The sequence below is a fragment of the Streptomyces sp. NPDC036764 genome (genome assembly GCF_055609385.1).
In genome coordinates this window covers 280,528-301,345 of sequence record NZ_JBVJPT010000014.1, presented here as the reverse complement: position 1 = coordinate 301,345, position 20,818 = coordinate 280,528, and the positions used below count along the sequence as shown (strand labels likewise).

Sequence of the window (20,818 nt, the reverse complement as noted above, 5' to 3'; positions counted from 1 at the left end):
CGGGGTATCAACATATCTGGCGTTGATTTTTGGCACGCTGTTGAGTTCTCAAGGAACGGACGCTTCCTTTGTACTCACCCTCTCGGGCTTTCCTCTAGGCGCTTCCCTTCGGTGTCCCAAACTCTATCAGTGTTTTTCCGGCCCCCTGACCACCGCCCTGCAGACATGCAGAAGGTGACCCCGAGATAGGATCTGACAAGTTGGGTGCTGCCGGGCAAGGACGCCTAGTTGCGTCACTCGGTCCCAAGCAGGAGTACGACTGTACACGTGGCCGCGGAGCGCGTGCAAATCGATTTACGGTATGGTCTAGACCACTCTGGAGTGCCCGCGCGGAACCGGCACTTCATGTGACATACCCTGCTGAACAGTGTGCTGTCCGGCACAGGTAGCGACGGCCCATAACGATCTCCACCCCTGGGAGGCTTCCCATGACCACCGTCTCGTCCCCACTGGCAGGACGCGCTGTCGGACTGGCGTCCGTACCGGATCCTGTCTTCTCCGGGGCCATGGTCGGCCCGGGCACCGCTATCGACCCCGTGCGTGAGCCCTCCGAGGCAGTGTCGCCAGTGGACGGAGTCATCGTCTCTCTCCACCCGCACGCCTTCGTCGTTGTCGACGACCAGGGGCACGGTGTACTCACGCACCTCGGTATCGACACCGTGCAGCTCAACGGCGAGGGCTTCGAGCTGCTCGTGAACAAGGGCGACACCGTGACGCGTGGCCAGGGCATCGTGCGCTGGAACCCTGCGGCGGTCGAGGCGGCCGGCAAGTCTCCGGTCTGCCCGATCGTCGCCCTCGAGGCCACGGCCGAGGCTCTCTCCGATCTGCGTGACAGCGGCGATGTGAAGGCCGGCGACAGTCTCTTCACCTGGAAGTGACTTCGGTGCCGTCGTATGACGGCGAGTAGGGACCACAACCACTGCGGCGGCGGGGCCCGCCGCACTATCGGAGACGGGTGAGATGGAGACAACGCTGCGAGGCGTCGGCGTGAGCCACGGTGTGGCCATCGGCGAGGTTCGGCACATGGGGACGGCGGTCCTCGAACCGCCTGCCAAGCAGATTCCGGCCGAGGACGCGGAGCGTGAACAGGGGCGCGCCCGCAAGGCGGTGGAGGCTGTGGCAGCCGACCTGATGGCGCGCGGCAATCTGGCGGGGGGCGAAGCCCAGGCGGTGCTCGAGGCACAGGCGATGATGGCCCAGGACCCCGAGCTCATGGCGGACGTGGATCGGCGGATCGCCGTGGGAAGCACGGCCGAGCGGGCGGTGTACGACGCCTTCGCCGCGTACCGGGAGCTGCTTGCCGGTGCCGGTGAGTACCTTGCCGGTCGCGTGGCCGACCTCGACGACGTGCGGAATCGTATCGTCGCCCGGCTGCTCGGGGTTCCCATGCCGGGTGTCCCGGACAGCGACGAGCCTTATGTCCTGGTGGCGCGCGATCTCGCGCCGGCCGACACGGCTCTGCTGGACCCCACCCTTGTTCTCGGCTTCGTCACCGAGGAGGGCGGGCCGACCAGTCACAGTGCGATTCTGGCGCGCGCGCTCGGTGTGCCCGCCGTGGTCGCGCTGCCGGGTGCCGGTGAGCTCGCCGAGGGCACCGTCATCGCGGTCGACGGCAGCACCGGCGACATCTTCGTGAACCCGAGCGCCGAGAAGAAGGCCGAGCTGGAGGCCGCTGCCGCCGCGCGCAAGGCCGCCCTCTCGGCGTCGACGGGGCCGGGTGCCACCGCCGACGGCCACAAGGTGCCGCTGCTGGCGAATGTCGGCGGTCCGGCGGACGTTCCGGCCGCCCTCGAAGCGGGCGCGGAGGGTGTCGGTCTGTTCCGTACCGAGTTCCTCTTCCTCGACGACAGCAAGAAGGCGCCGTCGGAGGAGAAGCAGGTCGAGGCCTATCGGCAGGTTCTCGAGGCGTTCCCCGAGGGCCGGGTGGTCGTACGTGTCCTGGACGCGGGTGCGGACAAGCCGCTGGACTTCCTGACTCCGGCCGACGAGCCGAACCCCGCGCTGGGTGTGCGTGGTCTGCGGACGCTGCTGGACCACCCCGAGGTGCTGCGGACCCAGCTCACGGCGCTCGCGAAGGCGGCGGAGGGGCTGCCCGTCTACCTCGAGGTCATGGCCCCGATGGTGGCGGACCGTTCCGACGCCAAGGCGTTCGCGGACGCGTGCCGTGAGGCCGGGTTGCAGGCGAAGTTCGGTGCGATGGTGGAGATCCCCTCCGCAGCGCTGCGGGCTCGCTCGGTCCTTCAGGAGGTCGAGTTCCTGTCCTTGGGGACCAACGACCTCGCGCAGTACACGTTCGCCGCGGACCGTCAGGTGGGTGCGGTGTCCCGCCTTCAGGACCCGTGGCAGCCCGCGCTCCTCGACCTGGTCGCGCTGTCCGCGGAGGCGGCGAAGGCCGAGGGCAAGAGCTGTGGTGTGTGCGGTGAGGCCGCGTCCGACCCGCTGCTGGCCTGTGTGCTGACCGGTCTGGGTGTCACCTCCCTTTCGATGGGCTCGGCGTCCATTCCTTATGTCCGGGCGACGCTGGCGAAGTACACGCTGGCGCAGTGTGAGCGTGCGGCTGCGGCCGCGCGGGCTGCGGACAGTGCCGAGGAGGCGCGCAGCGCAGCTCAGGCGGTTCTGTCCGGCGAGTAGGCCGGATCGGCACGGCCGCACGCCGATTGTTGTGGGGCGCTCCACCTTCGGGTGGGGCGCCCCTGCCGCGTCTCAGTGGTGGTGTCCCGGTGGCGTCTGGTCGCGTCCGTGTCCGAGGTCCGGGGGCACGCAGTAGTCGACGCCGGATTCCGGGGAGATGAGGTCGCCGGATTCGACGTCGGTGCAGTAGGCGTCGAAGACCTCACCTGCGGTGAGGGGTTCCAGCCCGTCCCCGCGCAGGCGCCATCCGTAGACGCGGTCGGTCGTGCCGGGCGCGCTGGTCCGCATCACGAGTCCGCCGGGGCTCCGGGTGGCGATGCCCAGAGCGAGAACAGTGGTGAACTCCAGCGCTTCGGCCTCGTCGAGATGTGTCCCGCCCTGGTCGTCCTCGTCGGCGTGCAGGACGGAGAGGAGTGTTTCCGGGGTTCCGGTGATGCTGCATACGAGGTGCCGGCGGCCCGGCGGGGCCGTGTCGAGAATGCGTACGAGGAGGTCGGAGGCGCGTGTGAAGGCCGCGCGGCCGATGTCCTCGCCGCAGGTGGCGCAGGTGCCGAGGCGTGCGAGGAGGATGGACGCGTACTCCCAGGTGGCTTGTCGGACGGCTTCGTCGACGAGTGCCGGGACGACGTCCGACAGGGGTTGGCCGTCGTAGGGGATGGTGGGCCCGCTGCTCGCGAGTTCGGCGGTGAAGCGAGTGCGGCTCGACGGGGCGTCGGGGTCGAGGCCGGCCTCCGTGCAGAACTCCGCGTACTCCTGGGGGTCGAAGAGGGCGATCGTCGTATGGCCGCCCTGGGAGGCCCGGGTCCTGAGGAGGGCCTCGACCTGTTCCAGGTAGATCTTGTGGTCGTCGAACGTGAAGGTGCGGTAGCGCCGCATGGCGCGGAAGTCGTGCTCGTCGGTCAGCAGGCCGATCGTGCCGGCGATCTCGCGGCGCAGGACGCGTCGCATCATCTGCTGGTCGGTGTGCCCCATGGTTTTCCCCCTGGTGTGCGGTCGATCAATGCTCACTCACAGTAACCGGGGGCACTGACAACGGCGCCGGCCTCGGACTTCGCGTGGGTGCGGTGAGTCCGAGGCCCGGTGCCGGGTCGGTCAGGCGCGCTTGCGAGCGAGTTCCTCGTAGAAGTGGAGGAGGTCGAGGTTGTCGATGGAGCCTGGGTTGACCGCCTTGTCCAGGGGGGTGCCCTGGAGGAGGCGCTTGACCGGGACCTCGATGCGCTTGCCGGTGAGGGTGTGCGGGACGCCGGGGACCTCGATGACCTCGTCGGGGACGTGGCGCGGCGAGAGCTGTTCGCGGATGGTCTGCTTGATGCGGTTCAGGAGGGCCTCGTCGAGCTTGGCTCCTGGCACCAGGTGTACGAACAGGGGCATCCAGTAGCCGCCGTCGGGCTGTTCGATGCCGATGACGAGGGATTCCTTGATCTCGGGGAGGCGCTCCACGGCTTCGTAGATGTCGGCCGACCCCATGCGGACGCCTTGGCGGTTGAGGGTCGAGTCGGAGCGGCCGTGGATGACGACGGAGCCGCGTGAGGTGATCGTGATCCAGTCGCCGTGGCGCCATACCCCGGGGTAGGTGTCGAAGTAGCTGTCGTGGTACCGGCTGCCGTCGGGGTCGTTCCAGAAGTGGATCGGCATGGACGGCATGGGGTTGGTGACGACGAGCTCCCCCACCTCGTCGATGACGGGCTTGCCGCTGGGGTCCCAGGACTGGAGGTCGGTGCCGAGGCCGGCGGCCTGGAGTTCACCGACGTACACGGGCAGGGTGGGCACGGCTCCCGCGAAGCAGGAGCACACGTCGGTGCCGCCGCTGACGGAGGCGATCCAGAGGTCGTCGCGGACTTCGTCGTGCAGCCAGCGGAAGCCGTCGGGCGGCAGTGGTGAGCCGGTGGTGGCGACGCACTGCACTTTGGACAGGTCGAAGTCGCGCGCGGGGTGCACGTCGGCCTTGCGGCAGGCCATGACGTAGGCGGCGGAGGTGCCGTAGAGGGTGGCTTCCGTGCGTTCGGCGATGCGCCACTGGGCGCCGGTGTCGGGATAGCCGGGGCTGCCGTCGTAGAGGACGATCGTGGTGCCGGTGAGCAGGCCGGAGACGAGGAAGTTCCACATCATCCAGCCGGTCGAGGTGTACCAGAAGAAGCGGTCCTCGGGGCCCAGGTCGCAGTGCAGGCCGAGTTGTTTGAGGTGCTCGACGAGGATGCCGCCCTGGGACTGGACGATGGCTTTGGGAAGGCCGGTCGTGCCGGAGGAGTAGAGCACCCAGAGGGGGTGGTCGAAGGGGACCTGCTCGAAGACGGGTTCCTCGTCGGCGGCGGTCAGGGCCGACCATTCCAGTGCGCCTTCGGGAGCCTCGGTGCCGAGGACCGGAATGTGCACCACCGCTCGCAGGGTCGGCAGCTCGCGGCGCAGTTCGGCGACGGTGTCGCGGCGGTCGTGCTCCTTGCCGCCGTAGCGGTAGCCGTCGACGGTGAACAGCACGACCGGTTCGACCTGCTGGAAGCGGTCCAGGACGCTGCGGGCGCCGAAGTCGGGGGCGCAGGAGGTCCAGACGCCGCCGACTGCGGCCGTGGCGAGGAGGGCGGCCACGGCCTGCGGGATGTTGGGGAGGTAGCCGCTGACGCGGTCTCCGGGGCGTACGCCGAGGGCGCGCAGCTCGGCGGCGAGGGAGCCGACCTGGCGGCGCAGCTCGGACCAGGTGACCGGTCGGGGCTCGTGGGATTCGTCGACGTACAGGAGCGCGGGTTCGTCCGCGCGGGTCGCGGCTGCGCGCAGGGCGTGCTCGGCGTAGTTCAGGGTCGCGCCGGGGAACCACTGGGCGCCGGGCATCGACCGGTCGCCGAGCACGCGCGCGTAGGGGGTGGAGAAACGTACGTCGAACCACTCCGTGACGGCTTTCCAGAAGGTTTCCAGTTCGTCGACCGACCAGTGGTGCAGGGCCGCGTAGCCGCCCTCGGCGGGGGCACCGTGGTTTTCGGCGGCCCAGTTCTGGAACTGGGTGACCCGTGCTCGGGCGATGCGCTGCGGGTCTGGCTGCCACAGCGGCTGCGGGTTCACGATCGACATGGGGCGGCTCCCGGACTGTGCGCGTCGTGTGCGTCTTTCCGCGCACGGCGGGGGTGTGCGCGTGACGCGGATGACACGGACGATGCCATGTGATCGACTTCTACACCAGGGTGTGCCCCACACAGTCCGTGTCGTGAAGATGTGGTCCCAGCACGGGTGAACGGCAGTTGAACGGCACACGCGTGTGGGGCGGCGAATGGCAGGCTGAGCAGCATGGACGGTCGTGACCTGGTGCGTTCGATGAAGGTGGTCGGTTCTGTGGGGGCGGCCCAGGGGTTGCGTACCGTACGAGCGGCGTGGCGCAGGAGGCGTGCGGACGCCGCAGGGCTGCCGCCCCGGGGTGCCGAGCGGGCCCGTGTGCCGGGGCCCGTGCAGGAGGTGCGGCCCGGTCCGGGCGGCGGTGTGATCCGGTTCAGCCGGTCCGAGCTGCGCGTGACCGTGACGGTGAACGGGGCGGTCTTCTGGGGTTGGGACGGAGCGGCTCCCGAGCCGTCGTACGCGCTCTCGGGTCGCTGTCCGGAACCGGATCCCCGGGCGGTCCTGGAGCCCGACAAGGACGGTGGCTGGCGGGTCGTGGCGGAGCGGGTGACGGTGGTCATCTCGCGGCACGGCGCCGTGGAGGTGCAGACGCCCGGGGGCGTGACGTTGCGGCGTGATCTGCCGCCGCGCTGGTGGGAGCCTGTCGCGGGTGGGACGGCGCGATGGATGCAGCGCTCGGAGGTGGCTGCGGACGCGCGGTTCTTCGGGCTCGGAGGGCGGGCGTCGGGGCCCCGGCTCAGGGACGGCACGTACCGGCTGTGGAACACCGACCCGGGGCGTTCGTTCGGTCCCGGTGACGACCCTCTGTACGTCACCATGCCGGTGCAACTGATCGTGGCCGACGCCGCGACGCACCTGGTGTTCCACGACACCTCGTGGGACGGCACGGTCACACTGCGGGAGGGCGAGGAGGGCGCCGGATCCGGCCATGACCGGGCGGGGACCACCGATCTGCGGATGGACGGCGGTCCCTTGCGATGCTGGGTGATGGTGGGCACTCCCGCGCGCGTGCTGCTCGTGTGGGCCTCCCTTGTCGGTGCCGCGGCGCTGCCGCCCGCGTGGGCGCTGGGGCACCATCACGCGCGGTGGGGCTTCGGCAGCGAGCAGGAAGTACGGCGGATCGTTTCGGGTTATCAGGAGCGGGGTCTGCCGCTGGACGCGGTCCACCTGGACATCGACCACTACGACGAGCACCAGGTGTTCACGGTCGACCATGAGGCCTTCCCCAAACTGCCGCAGCTCGCCGAGGACTTGCGGCGGGACGGGATCCGTCTGGTGTCGATCGTGGACCCGGCGGTCAAGGCCGAGCCGGGCAACACCGTGTACGACAGCGGGGCCGCCTTGGACGTGTTCGTGCGGGACGCCTCGGATGAGGTCGTGCAGGGTGTGGTCTGGCCCGGGGAGGCGGTCTTCCCCGACTTCACGCACGCGCGCGTGCGGCAGTGGTGGGGTGAGCTGTACGAAGAGCGGCTGGCCCAGGGTTTCGCGGGCTTCTGGCATGACATGAACGAGCCGACCTCGTTCACCGCGTTCGGGGAGTCGACGCTGCCGCGTTCGGCCAGGCACTCCCTTGAGGGGCGAGGCGGCGACCATCGGGAGGCGCACAACGTCTATGGCCTGTGCATGGCCAGGGCGGGCTACGAAGGGCTGCGTGAGCTGGCGCCCGGGGAGCGCCCCTTCGTCTTCTCGCGCTCCGGTTGGGCCGGCATGCAGCGCTACGGGGGCACCTGGTCCGGCGACGTGGCCACAGGCTGGCCCGGGCTGCGGGCGTCGCTGGCGCTGGTCATGGGGCTCGGGCTGTGCGGGGTGCCGTACTCGGGGCCGGACGTGGGCGGCTTCGACGGGAGTCCGTCGCCGGAGCTGTATCTGCGGTGGTTCCAGTTGGCCGCGTATCTGCCGCTGTTCCGTACCCACGCCAGTCTGCGGGCGGGGCGCAGGGAGCCGTGGGAGTTCGGCCCCGAGGTTCTGGGGCACGCGCGCGTGGCGCTCGTCGAGCGTCGGCGGCTGCTGCCGTACTTCATGACGCTGGCGCATCTGGCCCGGCGTACGGGGGCGCCTTATGTGCGTCCGGTGTGGTGGTCGGCGCCCGAGGACCGCACGCTGCGTGACTGCGAGGATGCGTTTCTGCTCGGCGACGGTCTGTTGGTGGCGCCGGTGCTGGATCCGGGGGCGGACCGGCGTGCCGTGCAACTGCCGCGTGGGCGTTGGTACGACACGGCGACGGAGCGGGCGTACGAAGGGCCGGGGCAGGTTCTCGTCGACGCGCCCATGTCGCGGATCCCGGTGCTCGCGCGCTCGGGCGCCGTCGTCCCCGTGCGTGGGGACGACGGCGGGCTGGAACTGGAGGTGTGGGCGCCTGCCCGGGGACGGGCCGGGGGCGGGCTGGTGGTGCCGGACGCCGGTGACGGCTGGGATGAGCCGGAGATCGAGCGCTACGTCACCCGCTGGGAGGGCGACCGGGTGGTGGTCGAGCTGGACCACGAGGACGGTGTGATCCCGTCACCCCGTCCGGTGCGTGTGCGCGGGCTCGGCCAGTCCGGGGCTCAGATGTAGCGGCCCTCGAAGAAGGCTCGTACGGCCAGCGTGTGCAGGGGGAAGGCGAGCTCCTCCGGCCTGCGTAGGAGGTGCCAGCCCTCGGTCTCGTCCGTGGCGGCCGACGCCGGCAGACGGTCGGCCGGCCGCTCCGGGAGGAGGCCGAACAGCAGCAGGTGCCCGTCCGGGGAGCTCATCGCGTCGACGAGGCGTACGTCGCGGCCGGCCGCGTCGATGCCGGTCTCTTCGCCGAGTTCCCGCACGACGGCCTGGCGCCAGTCCTCGCGGTCGTCGATGTAGCCGCCGGGCAGGGCGATGCCCCCGCGCGCGGGGGCGATGGTGCGGGTGACGACGACCAGGGCGGTGCCCTTCGTGTCGTACACGGGCTGGAGCGCGATGGCCACCGGCAGTGGATTGCGGTAGGCCACGGCGCCGCACACCGGGCAGGTGCGCGGCCAGCCGGAGACGCCCTCTCCGTAGGGCGCGCCGCAGGTCGAACAGTGGGAGTCCGCTGCGGGGTTGGGAACGGAGGCTTGAGTTTCGGACACGCGGCGGACTGTATCCGATCAGTGGAAGGGCGTCTTCCGGGGGCCGGTCACTTGTGCGTCGTGAGGGATTTCGAGGACACGGGGAAGTCGAAGTAGGTGTCCGGGTAGAGCTCCGGCTTGTATGTGTAGTGCCACCACTCCTCGGCGAGGTTCACGAATCCGAGGGCTTCGAGGGTGCTCTTGAGGAGCAGCCGGTTGGCCCGCTGTTCGCCCTGGATGCGCGGGTCGAGGGTGTGGGAGAGGGTGTCGAAGCAGTCGAAACCGGTGCCCATGTCGACCGAGTTGTCGGGGAAGCGCTCTCCCTTGGGCGCGTAGCAGGGCACCAGGGTCTCTCCGGGCACGTACGGCCGGGTGGGCTTGGCCGGCAGTCTGACGATGGTCAGGTCCATGGTGGAGCCACGGCTGTGGCCGGATTTCTCCGCGATGTAGCCGTCCAGGAACAGCCGGGTCTTGTCGACGTTCGGGTAGAACTCGCCCTTCATGGCATGGTCGTCGAGGTCCTCGGCCCAGCGCACGAAGTGGTCGACGGCGCGCTGCGGGCGGTAGCAGTCGTACACCTTGAGCGTGTAGCCCTGGCGCAGGAGTCGCCGCTGGGCCTTGTGGAGCGCTTCGGCGGCGGGTCGGGTGAGGATGCACAGGGGCTGCCGGTAGCCGTCGATGCGTTCGCCGACGAAGTTGTGCGGCGTGAAGTACCGCATCTCCTGGATGATGGTCGGGTCCACGGTTCTCAGCGCCACGAAGTCCTTCGGGGCCTTGTCGGTCCCGGTCTTCGCCTGGGCGGTCGCGGGTGCGGCGGTGACGGCGAGCAGCGTGGCGAGTGTGACGGTCAGTCGCCGTGCCACGGTCGAGAGTCGTGTCATGTCTCCTGCATCTATCAGGTGCGCGGTCCGTCGGGGAAGCGATCGGCCACGGTTCCTTCGGAAGGCCGAATCCGGCGCCCTGCCGATCTTCCGGCGACCGTGGCACACTTCCTGACGATCTGTCAGATCGCTTGCTGGGAGGGGCTATGCCACGCACACGTACGCCTGTGGTCGCCGGGTGGTTCGCCGGTGGCGGGGAGGATTTCCGGCTGATCGGTACTCGCTGCTCTGCGTGCACGTCGGTGTTCTTTCCGCGTGAGGACACGCACTGCCGCAATCCGGGCTGCCCGGGCGGTGGCCTGGAAGAGGTCCCGCTGTCCCGGCGCGGGCGCGTCTGGTCCTTCACCGACAGCCGGTACCGCCCTCCGTCACCCTATGTAACCGATCCGGAACTTTCGTGGGAGCCGTACACGTTGATCGCTGTGGAGCTGGAATCCGAGCGCCTCGTGGTGCTGGGACAGGCGGCTCCCGGGGTCACCGTCGCTGATCTGACGGTGGGCATGGAGGTGGAGGTCGTTCCCGGCGTGCTCCATGAGGACGCGGAGACGATCTGGACGACCTGGCAGTGGCGGCCGACGGGGGTGACGGCATGACGGACGACGTGGCGGTGCTCGGCGCGGGTATGCATCCGTGGGGCAAGTGGGGGCGGAACTTCGTCGAGTACGGCGCGGCAGCGGCACGCGCGGCGCTGGCCGACGCGGGACTGGAGTGGCGGGACATCGGCTCGATCGTCGGCGCGGACACCGTGCGGGGCGGCTATCCGGGGTATGTGGCCGGGGCGACGTTCGCGAAGGCGCTCGGCTGGCAGGGCGCCCGGGTCGCGAGCGTGTACGCGGCGTGCGCGTCGGGGGCGCAGGCGGTCAACACCGCACGGGCGCAGATACTTTCAGGGCTCGCGGACGTGGTGCTCGTGGTGGGTGCCGATGCCGCCCCCAAGGGCTTCTTCCGGCCGGCGGGCGGCGACCGGCCCGACGATCCGGACTGGCTGCGCTTCCGCGTCCTCGGCGCGACGAATCCGACCTACTTCGGGCTGTACGCGCGTCGGCGGATGGCGTTGCACGGGGACACACCTGAGGACTTCGCGCAGGTCAAGGTGAAAAACTCCGCCCTGGGCGCGCTCAATCCCCACGCGCGCTACCGCAAGGCGGTCACCGCCGACGAGGTCGCCGCCTCCGCAGTGGTCGCCGATCCGCTGCGGCTGCTCGACATCTGCGCGACGTCGGACGGAGGTGCGGCGCTCGTCCTGGCCGGGATGGACTTCGCGCGTCGGCACGGGGTCGCGAATCCGGTGCGGATACGGGCGGTTTCGACCGTGACGCCGCGCTACCCCAACACCGTGCTGGACCTGCCCGACGTGGCGACGGACTCCGCGGTGGCGGTGCAGCCGGCGGCCGAGACGTTCCGGGAGTCGATCGCCGGTGCGGCCTACGAGGAAGCGGGGGTCGGGCCGCAGGACGTCTCGTTCGCGGAGGTCTATGACCTGTCCACCGCACTGGAGTTGCAGTGGTACGAGGATCTCGGGCTGTGCGGCCGAGGAGAGGCCGCCAAGCTGCTGAGAGAGGGCACGACGACCCTGGGAGGACGCATACCCGTGAACGCGAGCGGTGGCCTGGCCTCCTTCGGCGAGGCGGTTCCGGCCCAGGCCATCGCCCAAGTGTGCGAACTGACCTGGCAGTTGAGGGGGGCAGCGGGTGACCGGCAGGTCGCCGGTGCGCGGGTGGGCATCGCCGCGAACCAGGGGCTGTTCGGGCACGGGTCGGCGGTGATCGCGGTGCGCTGAGAACGGGGCGCGGCGGCTGTGCAACATGGCCGCGCGGGTGGTCGCCGGAAGGTCGCTTCGGTCTCGCTCGTGCCCTCGGCAATCAGCATCTATCTACGCAGCGTGAGCGGGCCGGAATCCTGCGTGAACGTCTTATGAACTGGGCTCGAGCGTGCTCCGGCAGCGACATCATGCTCCCGTGTACTCCTGGACGGATACTCTCCGCTTCGCTTTCCAACCGGTGGTCAATCTGACGACCGGCGGGGTCGCGGGGCTGGAGATACTCGCCCGCCCGGAGACCGGCGACGTCCTGGCCGAGGCGCGCCGCGATCCCGAACTCGACGGCCAGCTCGCCGTGTTGGCGTTCCGTGCGGCGGCTCGCAAGGAGACCCTGCTCCCGCTGTACCTCAACGTGTTCGCCGGCACCCTCGGCGACCTCGGCGGACTGACGCCGCTGCACGACGCCGTCCGCGCGGCGGGTCGGCTGCCGTGGGAGGTGACGATCGACATCGGTCCGCCGTACACCCACGTGCCCCAGCAGGCCCTCCTGGAGGCGGTCGGCGCGCTGCGGGACCAGGGGTTCCGGATCAGCGCGGACGGCGTCGGCGACGGGGACGTCCCGCTGCGGCTGCTCACCGACATGGAGCCGGAGCTGGTGAAGCTGGACGCGTCCCTGCTGGCGCGGCCTGCGGCGATCGGTGCGATGCGGGCGCTGTGCGAGCAACTGGGTGCCCTCGTGTGCGTCGAGGGGGTGGAGACGGAGCTCCAGTGTGCGGCGGCGCGAGCGGCGGGTGCGCAGCTCGCTCAGGGCGAGCTGTTCGCTCCGCCGGCCCGGCTGCCCGCGGCGGAGGTATACGTTCCGCCGCGCTCGGCCGCACTGGCGGTGACGCCTCCTTCGGGGCCCTCGGTGCGGGAGTTCGTGCGGCCTGCGGCGCTGCTGCCCGCCACCGCGTCCGCCGGACAGGTGCGGGCGCTGCTGACCGGGTCGCCGGACGTCTCCGGGGTGCTGCTGGTGGACATGTACGGCGTCCCGGTGCGGTCGGTGCATCGTTCCCGCTTCCTGCTGTCGATGTCGGGCCGCTACGGGCACGCCCTGTACGCCGACCGGCCCGCGGCCAAGCTCGGCGATCCGCCGCGCACGGTCGGCGTCGACGCCACGGCATGGGAGGTGCTGGACGTGGTCGCGGACGGCGGCCGGGACCGCACCTCGGACGATGTCGCCGTGGTCGACCGGTACGGCCGGTGCGTGGGGGTCGTACGGCTCGCGGACCTCGTGCGGGCGCTCGCCGAGACCCGGGTCGAGGAGGCCGCCGGGCTCAACCCGCTGACCCGGCTGCCCGGCTCGGACGCGATCACCGGTGAGGTGGACCGGCGGATCGCGGACGGGCGGAGGTTCGCACTGAGCTGGCTGGATGTGGACCACTTCAAGCAGGTCAACGACGGAGCAGGCTTCGCGGCCGGCGACGAGCTGATCCGGTCGGTCGGACGGGCGCTTCAGCACGTGGCGACGGACAGCACCCGCGTCGGCCACATCGGCGGGGACGATTTCCTGGTGCTGGCGGATCCGGAGGGGCTGAATCCGCTGGCCGTCTCGGTGCTGGACGCGCCCTGGTCGGCAGGTGGGCGCCCCATCACGCTGTCCCTGGCCACGGTCCTGTGCGAACCCGGGAGCGTGACCGACCATAGGCAAGCGGCCTCCTGTCTGGCGCCGTTGAAGAAGGCCGCGAAGTCTCTGAGCGGGGCGAGCTGGGTCCTGGGGCGCGCGGGATTGCCCGGGCACGAGATCCTTCGCGGAGCGCAGGCGGCCCCTGCCGCCGGTTGCGCGGTGGCGGAGCCCGGCAGGGGGTGAGACGCTTTCCCCACAAGGTCAGCGGTGGCCGAAAGGCACCCGTGGGCCTCAGCACAGCAAGGCACAGCAATGGCCTTCGGCCCCTGTCGAGTCCAGCAGGAACTGGCCCGCCTGCCGGCCCCAGCAGGGCCTAGGTGTCCCGTCCCTGTCCCGTCTCACTTCCGAGTGGGCGTGCCCGGAGCGCGGAAGGCGTGGGCCCGTGCCCCGTCGGCACACCCCGAACCGTTGGCGTCAGCGACCTTGACGCCCCCTGGACACCGGTGAACACTTCCCGGTGTCAGCCGACATCGCCGTACATTCTCGGCGTATCCACGCACCGCGCCGCGCGGTTCCGCCTGTGCAAAGGCCCTCCCCCACGGGCGATTCGGCTGCGTCGGCACGCTCGTCACGGACGCCGGGCGGGGCTCGGGACCCTCCCTGCCTTCGTCTGAAGTCGCCATGGGAAACGCACCCCGCACGATGAACCGGGGCCGATCATCCCGGCCAGGGCCTAGGAGCAGCCATGAGCAACGGAGACATTTTCCTCGGTGAGGTCATCGGCACCGCGATCCTGATCCTCTTCGGGGCCGGCGTCGTAGCCGCCGTCCTACTGAACTACTCCAAGGCGAAGGACGGTGGCTGGATCGTCATCGCCTTCGGCTGGGGTTTCGGCGTCATGGCCGGCGCGTACACCGCGGCCCCGCTGTCCGGCGGACACCTCAACCCGGCCGTGACGATCGGGATCGCCATCGACACGGGGGTCTGGGACAAGGTCGGCATCTACATCGCCGGCCAGATGGTCGGCGCGATGCTCGGCGCGGTGCTGTGCTGGCTGGTCTACTTCGCGCAGTTCCAGGCCAATGCCGACGACAAGATCGCCCAGCCGACGCTCGGGATCTTCTCCACCGCGCCCGCGATCCGAAATCCCGTCGCGAACCTGATCACCGAGATCATCGCGACCATCGGGCTGGTGCTGCCGATCCTGGCGTTCGGCCTGACCAAGGGCCTCGTCCTGTCGGGCACGGCGATCCTGATCGTCTCGTTCCTGGTAGTCGGAATCGGCCTTTCGCTCGGCGGTCCCACGGGGTACGCCATCAACCCGGCCCGTGACCTGGGCCCCCGCATCATCCACGCCCTGCTCCCGATTCCCAACAAGGGCAGCTCGGACTGGGGCTACGCGTGGATCCCGGTCGTAGGACCGCTGATCGGCGGGGCGCTCTCCGGGGTCATCTTCAACGCAGCGTTCTGAATGATCCGACGAAGGGGACGTCATGACGGACAAGTTCGTCGCCGCAATCGACCAAGGCACGACCTCGAGCCGCTGCATCATCTTCAACCAGGACGGCGCGATCGTGGCCGTCGACCAGCGCGAGCACCGCCAGATCTTCCCCAAGCCCGGCTGGGTGGAGCATGACGCCACGGAGATCTGGTCCAAGGTGCAGGCGGTGGTCGCCGGTGCGATCGCCAAGGCCGGACTACGGCCCGACCAGCTCAGCGCGCTCGGCATCACCAACCAGCGCGAGACGACGGTCCTGTGGGACCGGGCGACCGGCAAGCCGGTGCACAACGCGATCGTGTGGCAGGACACGCGGACCGCTGCACTGTGCAACCAGCTCGGCGGCTCGGACGGGCAGGACCGGTTCCGCGAGCAGACCGGCCTACCGCTGGCCAGCTACTTCTCCGGCCCCAAGGCCGCGTGGCTGCTGGACAACGTGCCCGGCCTGAGGGCGCGCGCCGAGCACGGCGAGATCGCGTTCGGCACCATCGACTCCTGGCTCATCTGGAACCTCACCGGCGGCACGGACGGCGGGCGGCACGTGACCGACGTGACGAACGCCGGGCGCACCATGCTGATGAACCTGGGGACCCTCCAGTGGGACTCCTCGATCCTGTCCGCCATGAACGTGCCCGAGGGCATCCTGCCGGAGATCAAGTCCTCCGCCGAGGTGTACGGCACCGCCGTCGGCCAGCTCGCCGGGGTGCCGGTCGCCTCGGCCCTGGGCGACCAGCAGGCGGCCGTGTTCGGGCAGGCCTGCTACGACGTCGGCACCGCGAAGAACACCTACGGCACCGGTAGCTTCCTGCTGCTCAACACGGGCAACCGGCCGGTGCCGTCGAAGAGCGGGCTGCTGACGACCATGGGCTACAAGATCGGCGACGAGGCGCCGGTGTACTGCCTGGAAGGGGCGATAGCGATAACGGGCGCGCTGGTCCAATGGTTCCGCGACCAGCTCGGCATCATCCGCACCGCCGACGAGATCGAGCCCCTGGCGGAGAGCGTCGAGGACAACGGCGGCTCGTACATCGTGCCCGCCTTCTCCGGCCTGTTCGCACCGTACTGGCGCTCCGACGCGCGCGGTGTCATCACCGGCCTGACGCGCTACGTCACCAAGGCGCACCTCGCCCGTGCGGTGCTGGAGGCGACGAGCTGGCAGACCCGCGAGGTCGTGGACGCCATGTACCAGGACTCCGGCGTCGAGATCACGACCCTCAAGGTCGACGGAGGCATGACCAAGAACAACCTGCTCATGCAGCACCAGGCGGACGTGCTCGACGTTCCGGTGATCCGGCCCAAGGTCTCCGAGACGACCTGTCTGGGCGCCGCGTACGCGGCAGGCCTGGCCACGGGCGTGTGGAACGACCTGGACGAGCTCAAGGCGCACTGGGCGAAGGACGCCGAATGGATGCCCACCATGAGCGCCGAGGTGCGTGACCGCGAGTACCACAACTGGCGCAAGGCGGTGGAGAAGAGCTTCGGCTGGGAGGAGGACGGCCAGAGCTGAGGCAGGCGCCGAGAGCGACCCACGCGTGCGTGCGTCCGATGTGAGCCACGCGCGTGTGCCCGAGGCGCACGGCCCGTACCCCGGTCGGCGGGGGTACGGGCCGTGTCCGTAGGCGGAGTTCAGGTGGTCACGGTCTGCCGGTGGTCCGCCTGGAAGGCCATAGCGTGCTGGACGACGCCGATGAGGATCTCCTTCACGGACTCCCGGTCGCGGGCGTCGCACAGCACCAGGGGTACGTCGGGGTCGAGATCGAGGGCCTGCCGGATGTCGTCGGCGGGGTAACGGTCCGCTCCCTCGAAGCAGTTGACGCCGATGAGGAAGGGTATGCCTCGCCGTTCGAAGTAGTCGATGGCGGCGAAGGAGTCCTCCAGGCGCCGCGTGTCGGCGAGGACGATGGCGCCGAGGGCGCCCTCCGACAGCTCGTCCCACATGAACCAGAACCGCTCCTGGCCGGGCGTGCCGAAGAGGTACAGGACCAGGTCCTCGCGCAGGGTGATGCGGCCGAAGTCCATGGCCACCGTGGTGGTGTGCTTGCCCTCGACACCGCTCGTGTCGTCGACCGGACGTCCGGCCTCGGTGAGCAGTTCCTCGGTGCGCAGCGGCCTGATCTCGCTGACCGCGCCGACGAGGGTGGTCTTGCCCACGCCGAAGCCGCCGGCCACCAGGATCTTGAGCGTGACGGGCTCGACCGGAGGCTTCCCGCGCTCAGAACGCCCGAAGATCATCGATCTCTTCTCCTGCTTGATGGGGGTCGCGCGGCGGTGGGCCGTAGCCTCCGCCGCCGGGGGTTTCGATGACGAGTACGTCGCCGGGGCCGACGTCCGCGGAGTCGCTGCCGGCGAGCTCGGTGACCGTGCCGTCCGCGCGTTCGACGCGGTTGGCTCCCAGCGCGCCGGGCTCGCCGCCCGCCATGCCGTACGGCGGGACCCGGCGGTGCTGGGACAGCGTGGAGACGGTCATGGGCTCGTGGAACCGGAGGCGGCGTACGGCGCCGTCCCCCCCGTGCCATCGCCCGGCGCCGCCGCTGCCGTGCCGTAGCGCGAACTCGTCGAGTTGGACGGGCAGGCGCCATTCCAGCACTTCGGGATCGGTAAGCCGTGAGTTGGTCATGTGCGTCTGGACGACGGGCGCGCCGGGGAAGCCGTCGCCCGCGCCTGATCCGGAGGCCACGGTCTCGTAGTACTGGTGGCGTTCGTTGCCGAAGGTGACGTTGTTCATGGTGCCGGAGCCCTCGGCCTGGACGCCGAGTGCCGCGTAGAGGGCACCGGTGATGGCCTGGGAGGTCTCCACGTTGCCCGCGACGACCGCGGCCGGGGGTTCGGGGGCGAGCATGGAACCGGGCGGCACGATGATGTCGAGGGGGCGCAGGCAGCCGTCGTTGAGCGGGATGTCGTCGGCGACCAGGGTGCGGAAGACGTACAGGACCGCCGCGTTGACGACCGAGAAGGGCGCGTTGAAGTTGGTGGCCAACTGCGGGGAGGTGCCGGTGAAGTCGACGGTGGCGGTGCGGTCGGTGCGGTCCACGCGCACGCGTACCCGGATGACGGCGCCGGAGTCGGTCTCGTAGGCGTACTCGCCGTCGTCGAGGGCGTCGATGACGCGGCGTACCGCTTCCTCGGCGTTGTCCTGGACGTGCCGCATGTAGGCCTGGACGACGTCGAGGCCGAAGTTCTCGATCATGCGGGCGACTTCGTCGACGCCCTTCTGGTTGGCCGCGATCTGGGCGCGCAGGTCGGCGAGGTTGGTCTTGGGGTTGCGCGAGGGGTACGGCGCCTCGGTGAGCAGGCGCAGGGTCTCCTCTTCGCGGAAGCGGCCGTTCTCGGCGAGGAGCCAGTTGTCGAAGAGGATTCCCTCCTCCTCGATGGTGCTGCTGTTCGCGGGCATGGAGCCGGGCGCGATGCCGCCGATCTCGGCGTGGTGGCCGCGTGAGGCGACGTAGAAGAGGATCCGCGGCTCACCCTCCGTGTTCGCCGCGCCGCCCGTGTCGAAGACCGGGGTGATCACGGTGACGTCGGGCAGATGGGTGCCGCCGTGGTACGGGTCGTTGACGGCGTAGGTGTCGCCTGGGCGCATCCGGGAGCCGCGGCGCCGGATGACCTCCTTGACGCTGGTGCCCATCGAGCCCAGGTGGACGGGGATGTGCGGGGCGTTGGCCACCAGGTTTCCGTCCGGGTCGAAGAGCGCGCACGAAAAGTCCAGGCGTTCCTTGATGTTGACGGACTGGGCGGTGGATTCGAGACGGGCGCCCATCTGTTCGGCGATGGACATGAAGAGGTTGTTGAAGACCTCGAGCAGAACCGGGTCGGCTTTCGTACCGAGATCGGAACTCTCTGTAATCGCCGTGCGTTCCATGACCAGATGCCCGTCGTCGGTCGCCACGGCTTGCCAGCCGTCGTCCACGACGGTCGTCGCGCTGGCCTCGGTGATGATCGCCGGGCCGGTGACTGTTTCGCCGGGAGGGAGGAACTCGCGGCGGTGGAGGGGCACTTCGCGCCGGCTGCCGCCGGTGTGGAGGCGGACCGTCCGCGGTGTGGCCGGGCTGCCTTCAGGGGCGGCCTCGTAGGGGGCGAGAGCGGAGAGATCGGGGGGTTCGGTGATGCCGGTGGCTTCGACGGAGAGGGCTTCGACGACGATCGGGCGGTCGAGCGTGAAGGAGTACGTGGCGCGATGACGTTCTTCGAAGGCGCACCGCATGGTGTCGGGGTCGGTGAGTTCGACGGTGAGGGCGGTGTCGGTGCCGTCGTAGCGGAGTTGGGCGCGTCGGGTGATCCTGACGCGGTCCTCGGGGACGTCCTCGTCGAGGAGTTCGGCGCGGGCGGCGGATTCGAGGTCGTCCGCCGTCTTCAGGACGCCGGGCATCGAGGCGGTGTCCAGAGGGACTTCCACGGACTGCTCGCGCATGGCCGTCGTGTCGGCGAGACCGATGCCGAGCGCGGAGAGGACGCCGGCCATGGGCGGCACGAGGACGGTACGGATACCGAGCGAGTCGGCGACCATGCACGCGTGCTGGCCACCCGCGCCACCGAAGGTGGTGAGGGCGTAGCGGGTGACGTCGTGGCCCTTCTGGACGGAGATCCGCTTGACGGCGTTGGCGATGTTGGCGACCGCGATCTGAAGGTAGCCCTCGGCCACCTGCTCGGGGGTGCGTTCGTCTCCGGTCTGTTCACGGATCTCGCGGGCGAGGGCGGTGAAGCGGTCGCGGACGAGGGCGTCGTCGAGGGGCTGGTCGCCGTCGGGGCCGAACACCTGTGGAAAGTGGGCGGGTTGGATGCGACCGAGCATGACGTTGGCGTCGGTGACGGCGAGCGGTCCGCCGCCCCGGTAGCAGGCGGGCCCCGGGTCCGCGCCCGCCGAGTCCGGCCCTACGCGGTAGCGGGAGCCGTCGAAGTGGAGAACCGAACCGCCGCCTGCCGCGACGGTGTGGATGTCCAGCATGGGGGCGCGCAGCCGTACCCCGGCGATCTGCGTGGTGAAGACGCGTTCGTAGTCGCCCGCGAAGTGCGAGACGTCGGTGGAGGTGCCGCCCATGTCGAAGCCGATGACCCGGTCGAACCCGGCGAGCTGCGACATTCGGGCCATGCCGACGATGCCGCCGGCGGGGCCGGAGAGGATGGCGTCCTTGCCGCGGAACTGCCCGGCTTCGGCGAGACCGCCGTTCGACTGCATGAACATCAGCCGCACGTCTTGGAGTTGGTCGGCGACATGCTGGACGTAGCGGCGCAGCACGGGCGAGAGGTAGGCGTCGACGACGGCGGTGTCCCCGCGCGGGACGAGCTTCATCAGTGGGCTGACCTCGCTGGACAGCGAAATCTGCGGGAAGCCGATGCGGGCGGCGAGTCGGCCGACGGACTGTTCGTGGGCCGGGTGGAGGTGACTGTGCATGCACACCACGGCGACTGCACGGATCCCGTCGTCGTACGCCTCCCGGAGAGGGCCGGCCAGGGCATCCAGGTCGGGGGTGTGCAGGACGGTGCCGTCGGCGGCGATGCGCTCGTCCACCTCGACGACCCGCTCGTACAGCAGCTCGGGCAGCTCGATGCGGCGGGCGAAGATCCTGGGGCGGTTCTGGTAGGCGATGCGCAGGGCGTCGCGGAAGCCGCGGGTGATCACCAGCAGGGTCCGCTCCCCCTTGCGCTCGAGGAGGGCGTTCGTGGCGACCGTCGTGCCCATGCGGACGGCCTCGATGGGGTCCGGGGAACCGTCCAGCAGCTCGCGTACGCCCGCCACGGCCGCGTCGGAGTAGCGCGCCGGGTTCTCCGAAAGGAGCTTGTGGGTCAGCAGGCGGCCGTCCGGGCGTCGCGCGACGATGTCCGTGAAGGTGCCGCCACGGTCGACCCAGAACTGCCAGCCTGTCATGTCACTACCCCGCTTCCGCGCCGCTCACAGCGCCCGCAGGCCGTTGATCACATCGCGCAGAATACTCTCGTCCACCAGCTCGGCAGGCGGTACAGGCCGGTTCACATGGACGAATTCCGCGTCCACGAGGTCCCCGACGAGGACCCGTATGACTCCGATGGGCAGATCGAGTTCGGCGGAGAGTTCGGCGACGGACTGCGGGGCGTCACGGCACAGCTCCACGATGTCCACGTGTTCCGGGGACAGTGTCGAATCGGCATCCGGATCATCCGCGTGCGATTCCACGACGACCACCGCGATCAGGTCGAGGCGGTGCTGGGCCGCACTGGTGGTGCGGCCCCGCGTCATGGCGTACGGACGGACGACCGGTCCGGCTTCGTCGTCGAACCAGTGGCTTCTTCCCTGACCGTCAGCGCTCATGC

Annotated in this window: 15 protein-coding genes; 8 read left to right on the top strand and 7 right to left on the bottom strand. The window is 70.0% G+C overall.

What is annotated here, in order from left to right; all coding sequences use genetic code 11:
* Positions 1-428 precede the first annotated feature (428 nt).
* Positions 429-878: a PTS sugar transporter subunit IIA gene (locus ACZ69Q_RS37065; protein WP_471050889.1), complete on the top strand. Its 450-nt coding sequence runs from the start codon at positions 429-431 to the stop codon at positions 876-878.
* Positions 879-960: 82 nt separating this feature from the next.
* Entirely contained in the window at positions 961-2,631 is a 1,671-nt protein-coding gene (gene ptsP / locus ACZ69Q_RS37060; RefSeq protein WP_471050886.1) for a phosphoenolpyruvate--protein phosphotransferase, read from the top strand.
* 72 nt (positions 2,632-2,703) lie between these two features.
* Here ptsP and ACZ69Q_RS37055 read toward each other — a convergent pair whose 3' ends face one another.
* Together ACZ69Q_RS37055 and ACZ69Q_RS37050 are read right to left on the bottom strand one after the other, a co-directional pair.
* Complete coding sequence (locus tag ACZ69Q_RS37055; protein WP_471050883.1) at positions 2,704-3,603, bottom strand: hypothetical protein; 900 nt, start codon at positions 3,601-3,603, stop codon at positions 2,704-2,706.
* A 120-nt stretch (positions 3,604-3,723) separates the two neighbouring features.
* Complete coding sequence (locus tag ACZ69Q_RS37050; RefSeq protein WP_471050880.1) at positions 3,724-5,691, bottom strand: acetoacetate--CoA ligase; 1,968 nt, start codon at positions 5,689-5,691, stop codon at positions 3,724-3,726.
* A 213-nt stretch (positions 5,692-5,904) separates the two neighbouring features.
* On the opposite strand from ACZ69Q_RS37050, the gene ACZ69Q_RS37045 reads away from it, so the two are divergent.
* Positions 5,905-8,283, top strand: a complete 2,379-nt coding sequence (locus ACZ69Q_RS37045) for a glycoside hydrolase family 31 protein (RefSeq protein ID WP_471050878.1) — start codon at positions 5,905-5,907, stop codon at positions 8,281-8,283.
* On the opposite strand, the gene ACZ69Q_RS37040 is transcribed toward ACZ69Q_RS37045, so the two are convergent.
* Together ACZ69Q_RS37040 and ACZ69Q_RS37035 are read right to left on the bottom strand one after the other, a co-directional pair.
* Positions 8,274-8,810, bottom strand: a complete 537-nt coding sequence (locus ACZ69Q_RS37040) for an NUDIX domain-containing protein (RefSeq protein ID WP_471050875.1) — start codon at positions 8,808-8,810, stop codon at positions 8,274-8,276. The two genes, ACZ69Q_RS37045 and ACZ69Q_RS37040, sit on opposite strands and share 10 nt — an antisense overlap.
* A gap of 47 nt (positions 8,811-8,857) precedes the next feature.
* On the bottom strand, positions 8,858-9,670 hold the full coding sequence (locus ACZ69Q_RS37035; protein ID WP_471050872.1) for a M15 family metallopeptidase: 813 nt from the start codon (positions 9,668-9,670) through the stop codon (positions 8,858-8,860).
* A gap of 167 nt (positions 9,671-9,837) precedes the next feature.
* Here ACZ69Q_RS37035 and ACZ69Q_RS37030 point away from each other — a divergent pair, with 167 nt between their 5' ends.
* From ACZ69Q_RS37030 to glpK, 5 genes are all read left to right on the top strand, one after another.
* Positions 9,838-10,263 carry a Zn-ribbon domain-containing OB-fold protein gene (locus ACZ69Q_RS37030; RefSeq protein ID WP_471050870.1) on the top strand — a complete coding sequence of 142 codons (426 nt, stop codon included), beginning with the start codon at positions 9,838-9,840 and terminating at the stop codon, positions 10,261-10,263.
* The gene (locus ACZ69Q_RS37025; protein ID WP_471050868.1) at positions 10,260-11,450 is read left to right on the top strand and encodes a lipid-transfer protein; all 1,191 of its coding nucleotides are present in this window, start codon (positions 10,260-10,262) and stop codon (positions 11,448-11,450) included. The genes ACZ69Q_RS37030 and ACZ69Q_RS37025 overlap by 4 nt, the downstream gene beginning before the upstream one ends.
* A gap of 178 nt (positions 11,451-11,628) precedes the next feature.
* Entirely contained in the window at positions 11,629-13,278 is a 1,650-nt protein-coding gene (locus tag ACZ69Q_RS37020) for an EAL domain-containing protein (RefSeq protein ID WP_471050865.1), read from the top strand.
* Between the two features lie 502 nt (positions 13,279-13,780).
* Positions 13,781-14,506 carry an MIP/aquaporin family protein gene (locus tag ACZ69Q_RS37015; protein ID WP_471050863.1) on the top strand — a complete coding sequence of 242 codons (726 nt, stop codon included), beginning with the start codon at positions 13,781-13,783 and terminating at the stop codon, positions 14,504-14,506.
* A 22-nt stretch (positions 14,507-14,528) separates the two neighbouring features.
* The gene (gene glpK, locus ACZ69Q_RS37010) at positions 14,529-16,040 is read left to right on the top strand and encodes a glycerol kinase GlpK (RefSeq protein ID WP_471050860.1); all 1,512 of its coding nucleotides are present in this window, start codon (positions 14,529-14,531) and stop codon (positions 16,038-16,040) included.
* 119 nt (positions 16,041-16,159) lie between these two features.
* Here the strand turns inward: glpK and ACZ69Q_RS37005 are convergent, their stop codons facing one another.
* Genes ACZ69Q_RS37005 through ACZ69Q_RS36995 form a run of 3 tightly spaced genes read right to left on the bottom strand, consistent with a single transcriptional unit; the run spans position 16,160 to position 20,816 of the window.
* A complete protein-coding gene (locus ACZ69Q_RS37005) occupies positions 16,160-16,765 on the bottom strand; it encodes a GTP-binding protein (RefSeq protein WP_471050858.1) in 606 nt (201 codons plus the stop codon).
* Positions 16,746-20,396 (bottom strand): hydantoinase B/oxoprolinase family protein, encoded by a 3,651-nt coding sequence (locus tag ACZ69Q_RS37000; protein WP_471050856.1) that lies wholly within the window; start codon positions 20,394-20,396, stop codon positions 16,746-16,748. The genes ACZ69Q_RS37005 and ACZ69Q_RS37000 overlap by 20 nt, the downstream gene beginning before the upstream one ends.
* A 24-nt stretch (positions 20,397-20,420) precedes the next feature.
* Positions 20,421-20,816 (bottom strand): DUF742 domain-containing protein, encoded by a 396-nt coding sequence (locus ACZ69Q_RS36995; RefSeq protein ID WP_471050853.1) that lies wholly within the window; start codon positions 20,814-20,816, stop codon positions 20,421-20,423.
* Positions 20,817-20,818: the final 2 nt, after the last annotated feature.

Bases quoted from the DNA above. Each gene is read 5' to 3' on its own strand.
- ACZ69Q_RS37065 (WP_471050889.1), top strand. From the start codon at position 429: ATGACCACCGTCTCGTCCCCACTGGCAGGACGCGCTGTCGGACTGGCG.
- ptsP (WP_471050886.1), top strand. From the start codon at position 961: ATGGAGACAACGCTGCGAGGCGTCGGCGTGAGCCACGGTGTGGCCATC.
- ACZ69Q_RS37055 (WP_471050883.1), bottom strand. From the start codon at position 3,603: ATGGGGCACACCGACCAGCAGATGATGCGACGCGTCCTGCGCCGCGAG.
- ACZ69Q_RS37050 (WP_471050880.1), bottom strand. From the start codon at position 5,691: ATGTCGATCGTGAACCCGCAGCCGCTGTGGCAGCCAGACCCGCAGCGC.
- ACZ69Q_RS37045 (WP_471050878.1), top strand. From the start codon at position 5,905: ATGGACGGTCGTGACCTGGTGCGTTCGATGAAGGTGGTCGGTTCTGTG.
- ACZ69Q_RS37035 (WP_471050872.1), bottom strand. From the start codon at position 9,670: ATGACACGACTCTCGACCGTGGCACGGCGACTGACCGTCACACTCGCC.
- ACZ69Q_RS37025 (WP_471050868.1), top strand. From the start codon at position 10,260: ATGACGGACGACGTGGCGGTGCTCGGCGCGGGTATGCATCCGTGGGGC.
- ACZ69Q_RS37015 (WP_471050863.1), top strand. From the start codon at position 13,781: ATGAGCAACGGAGACATTTTCCTCGGTGAGGTCATCGGCACCGCGATC.
- glpK (WP_471050860.1), top strand. From the start codon at position 14,529: ATGACGGACAAGTTCGTCGCCGCAATCGACCAAGGCACGACCTCGAGC.
- ACZ69Q_RS37005 (WP_471050858.1), bottom strand. From the start codon at position 16,765: ATGATCTTCGGGCGTTCTGAGCGCGGGAAGCCTCCGGTCGAGCCCGTC.
- ACZ69Q_RS37000 (WP_471050856.1), bottom strand. From the start codon at position 20,396: ATGACAGGCTGGCAGTTCTGGGTCGACCGTGGCGGCACCTTCACGGAC.
- ACZ69Q_RS36995 (WP_471050853.1), bottom strand. From the start codon at position 20,816: ATGAGCGCTGACGGTCAGGGAAGAAGCCACTGGTTCGACGACGAAGCC.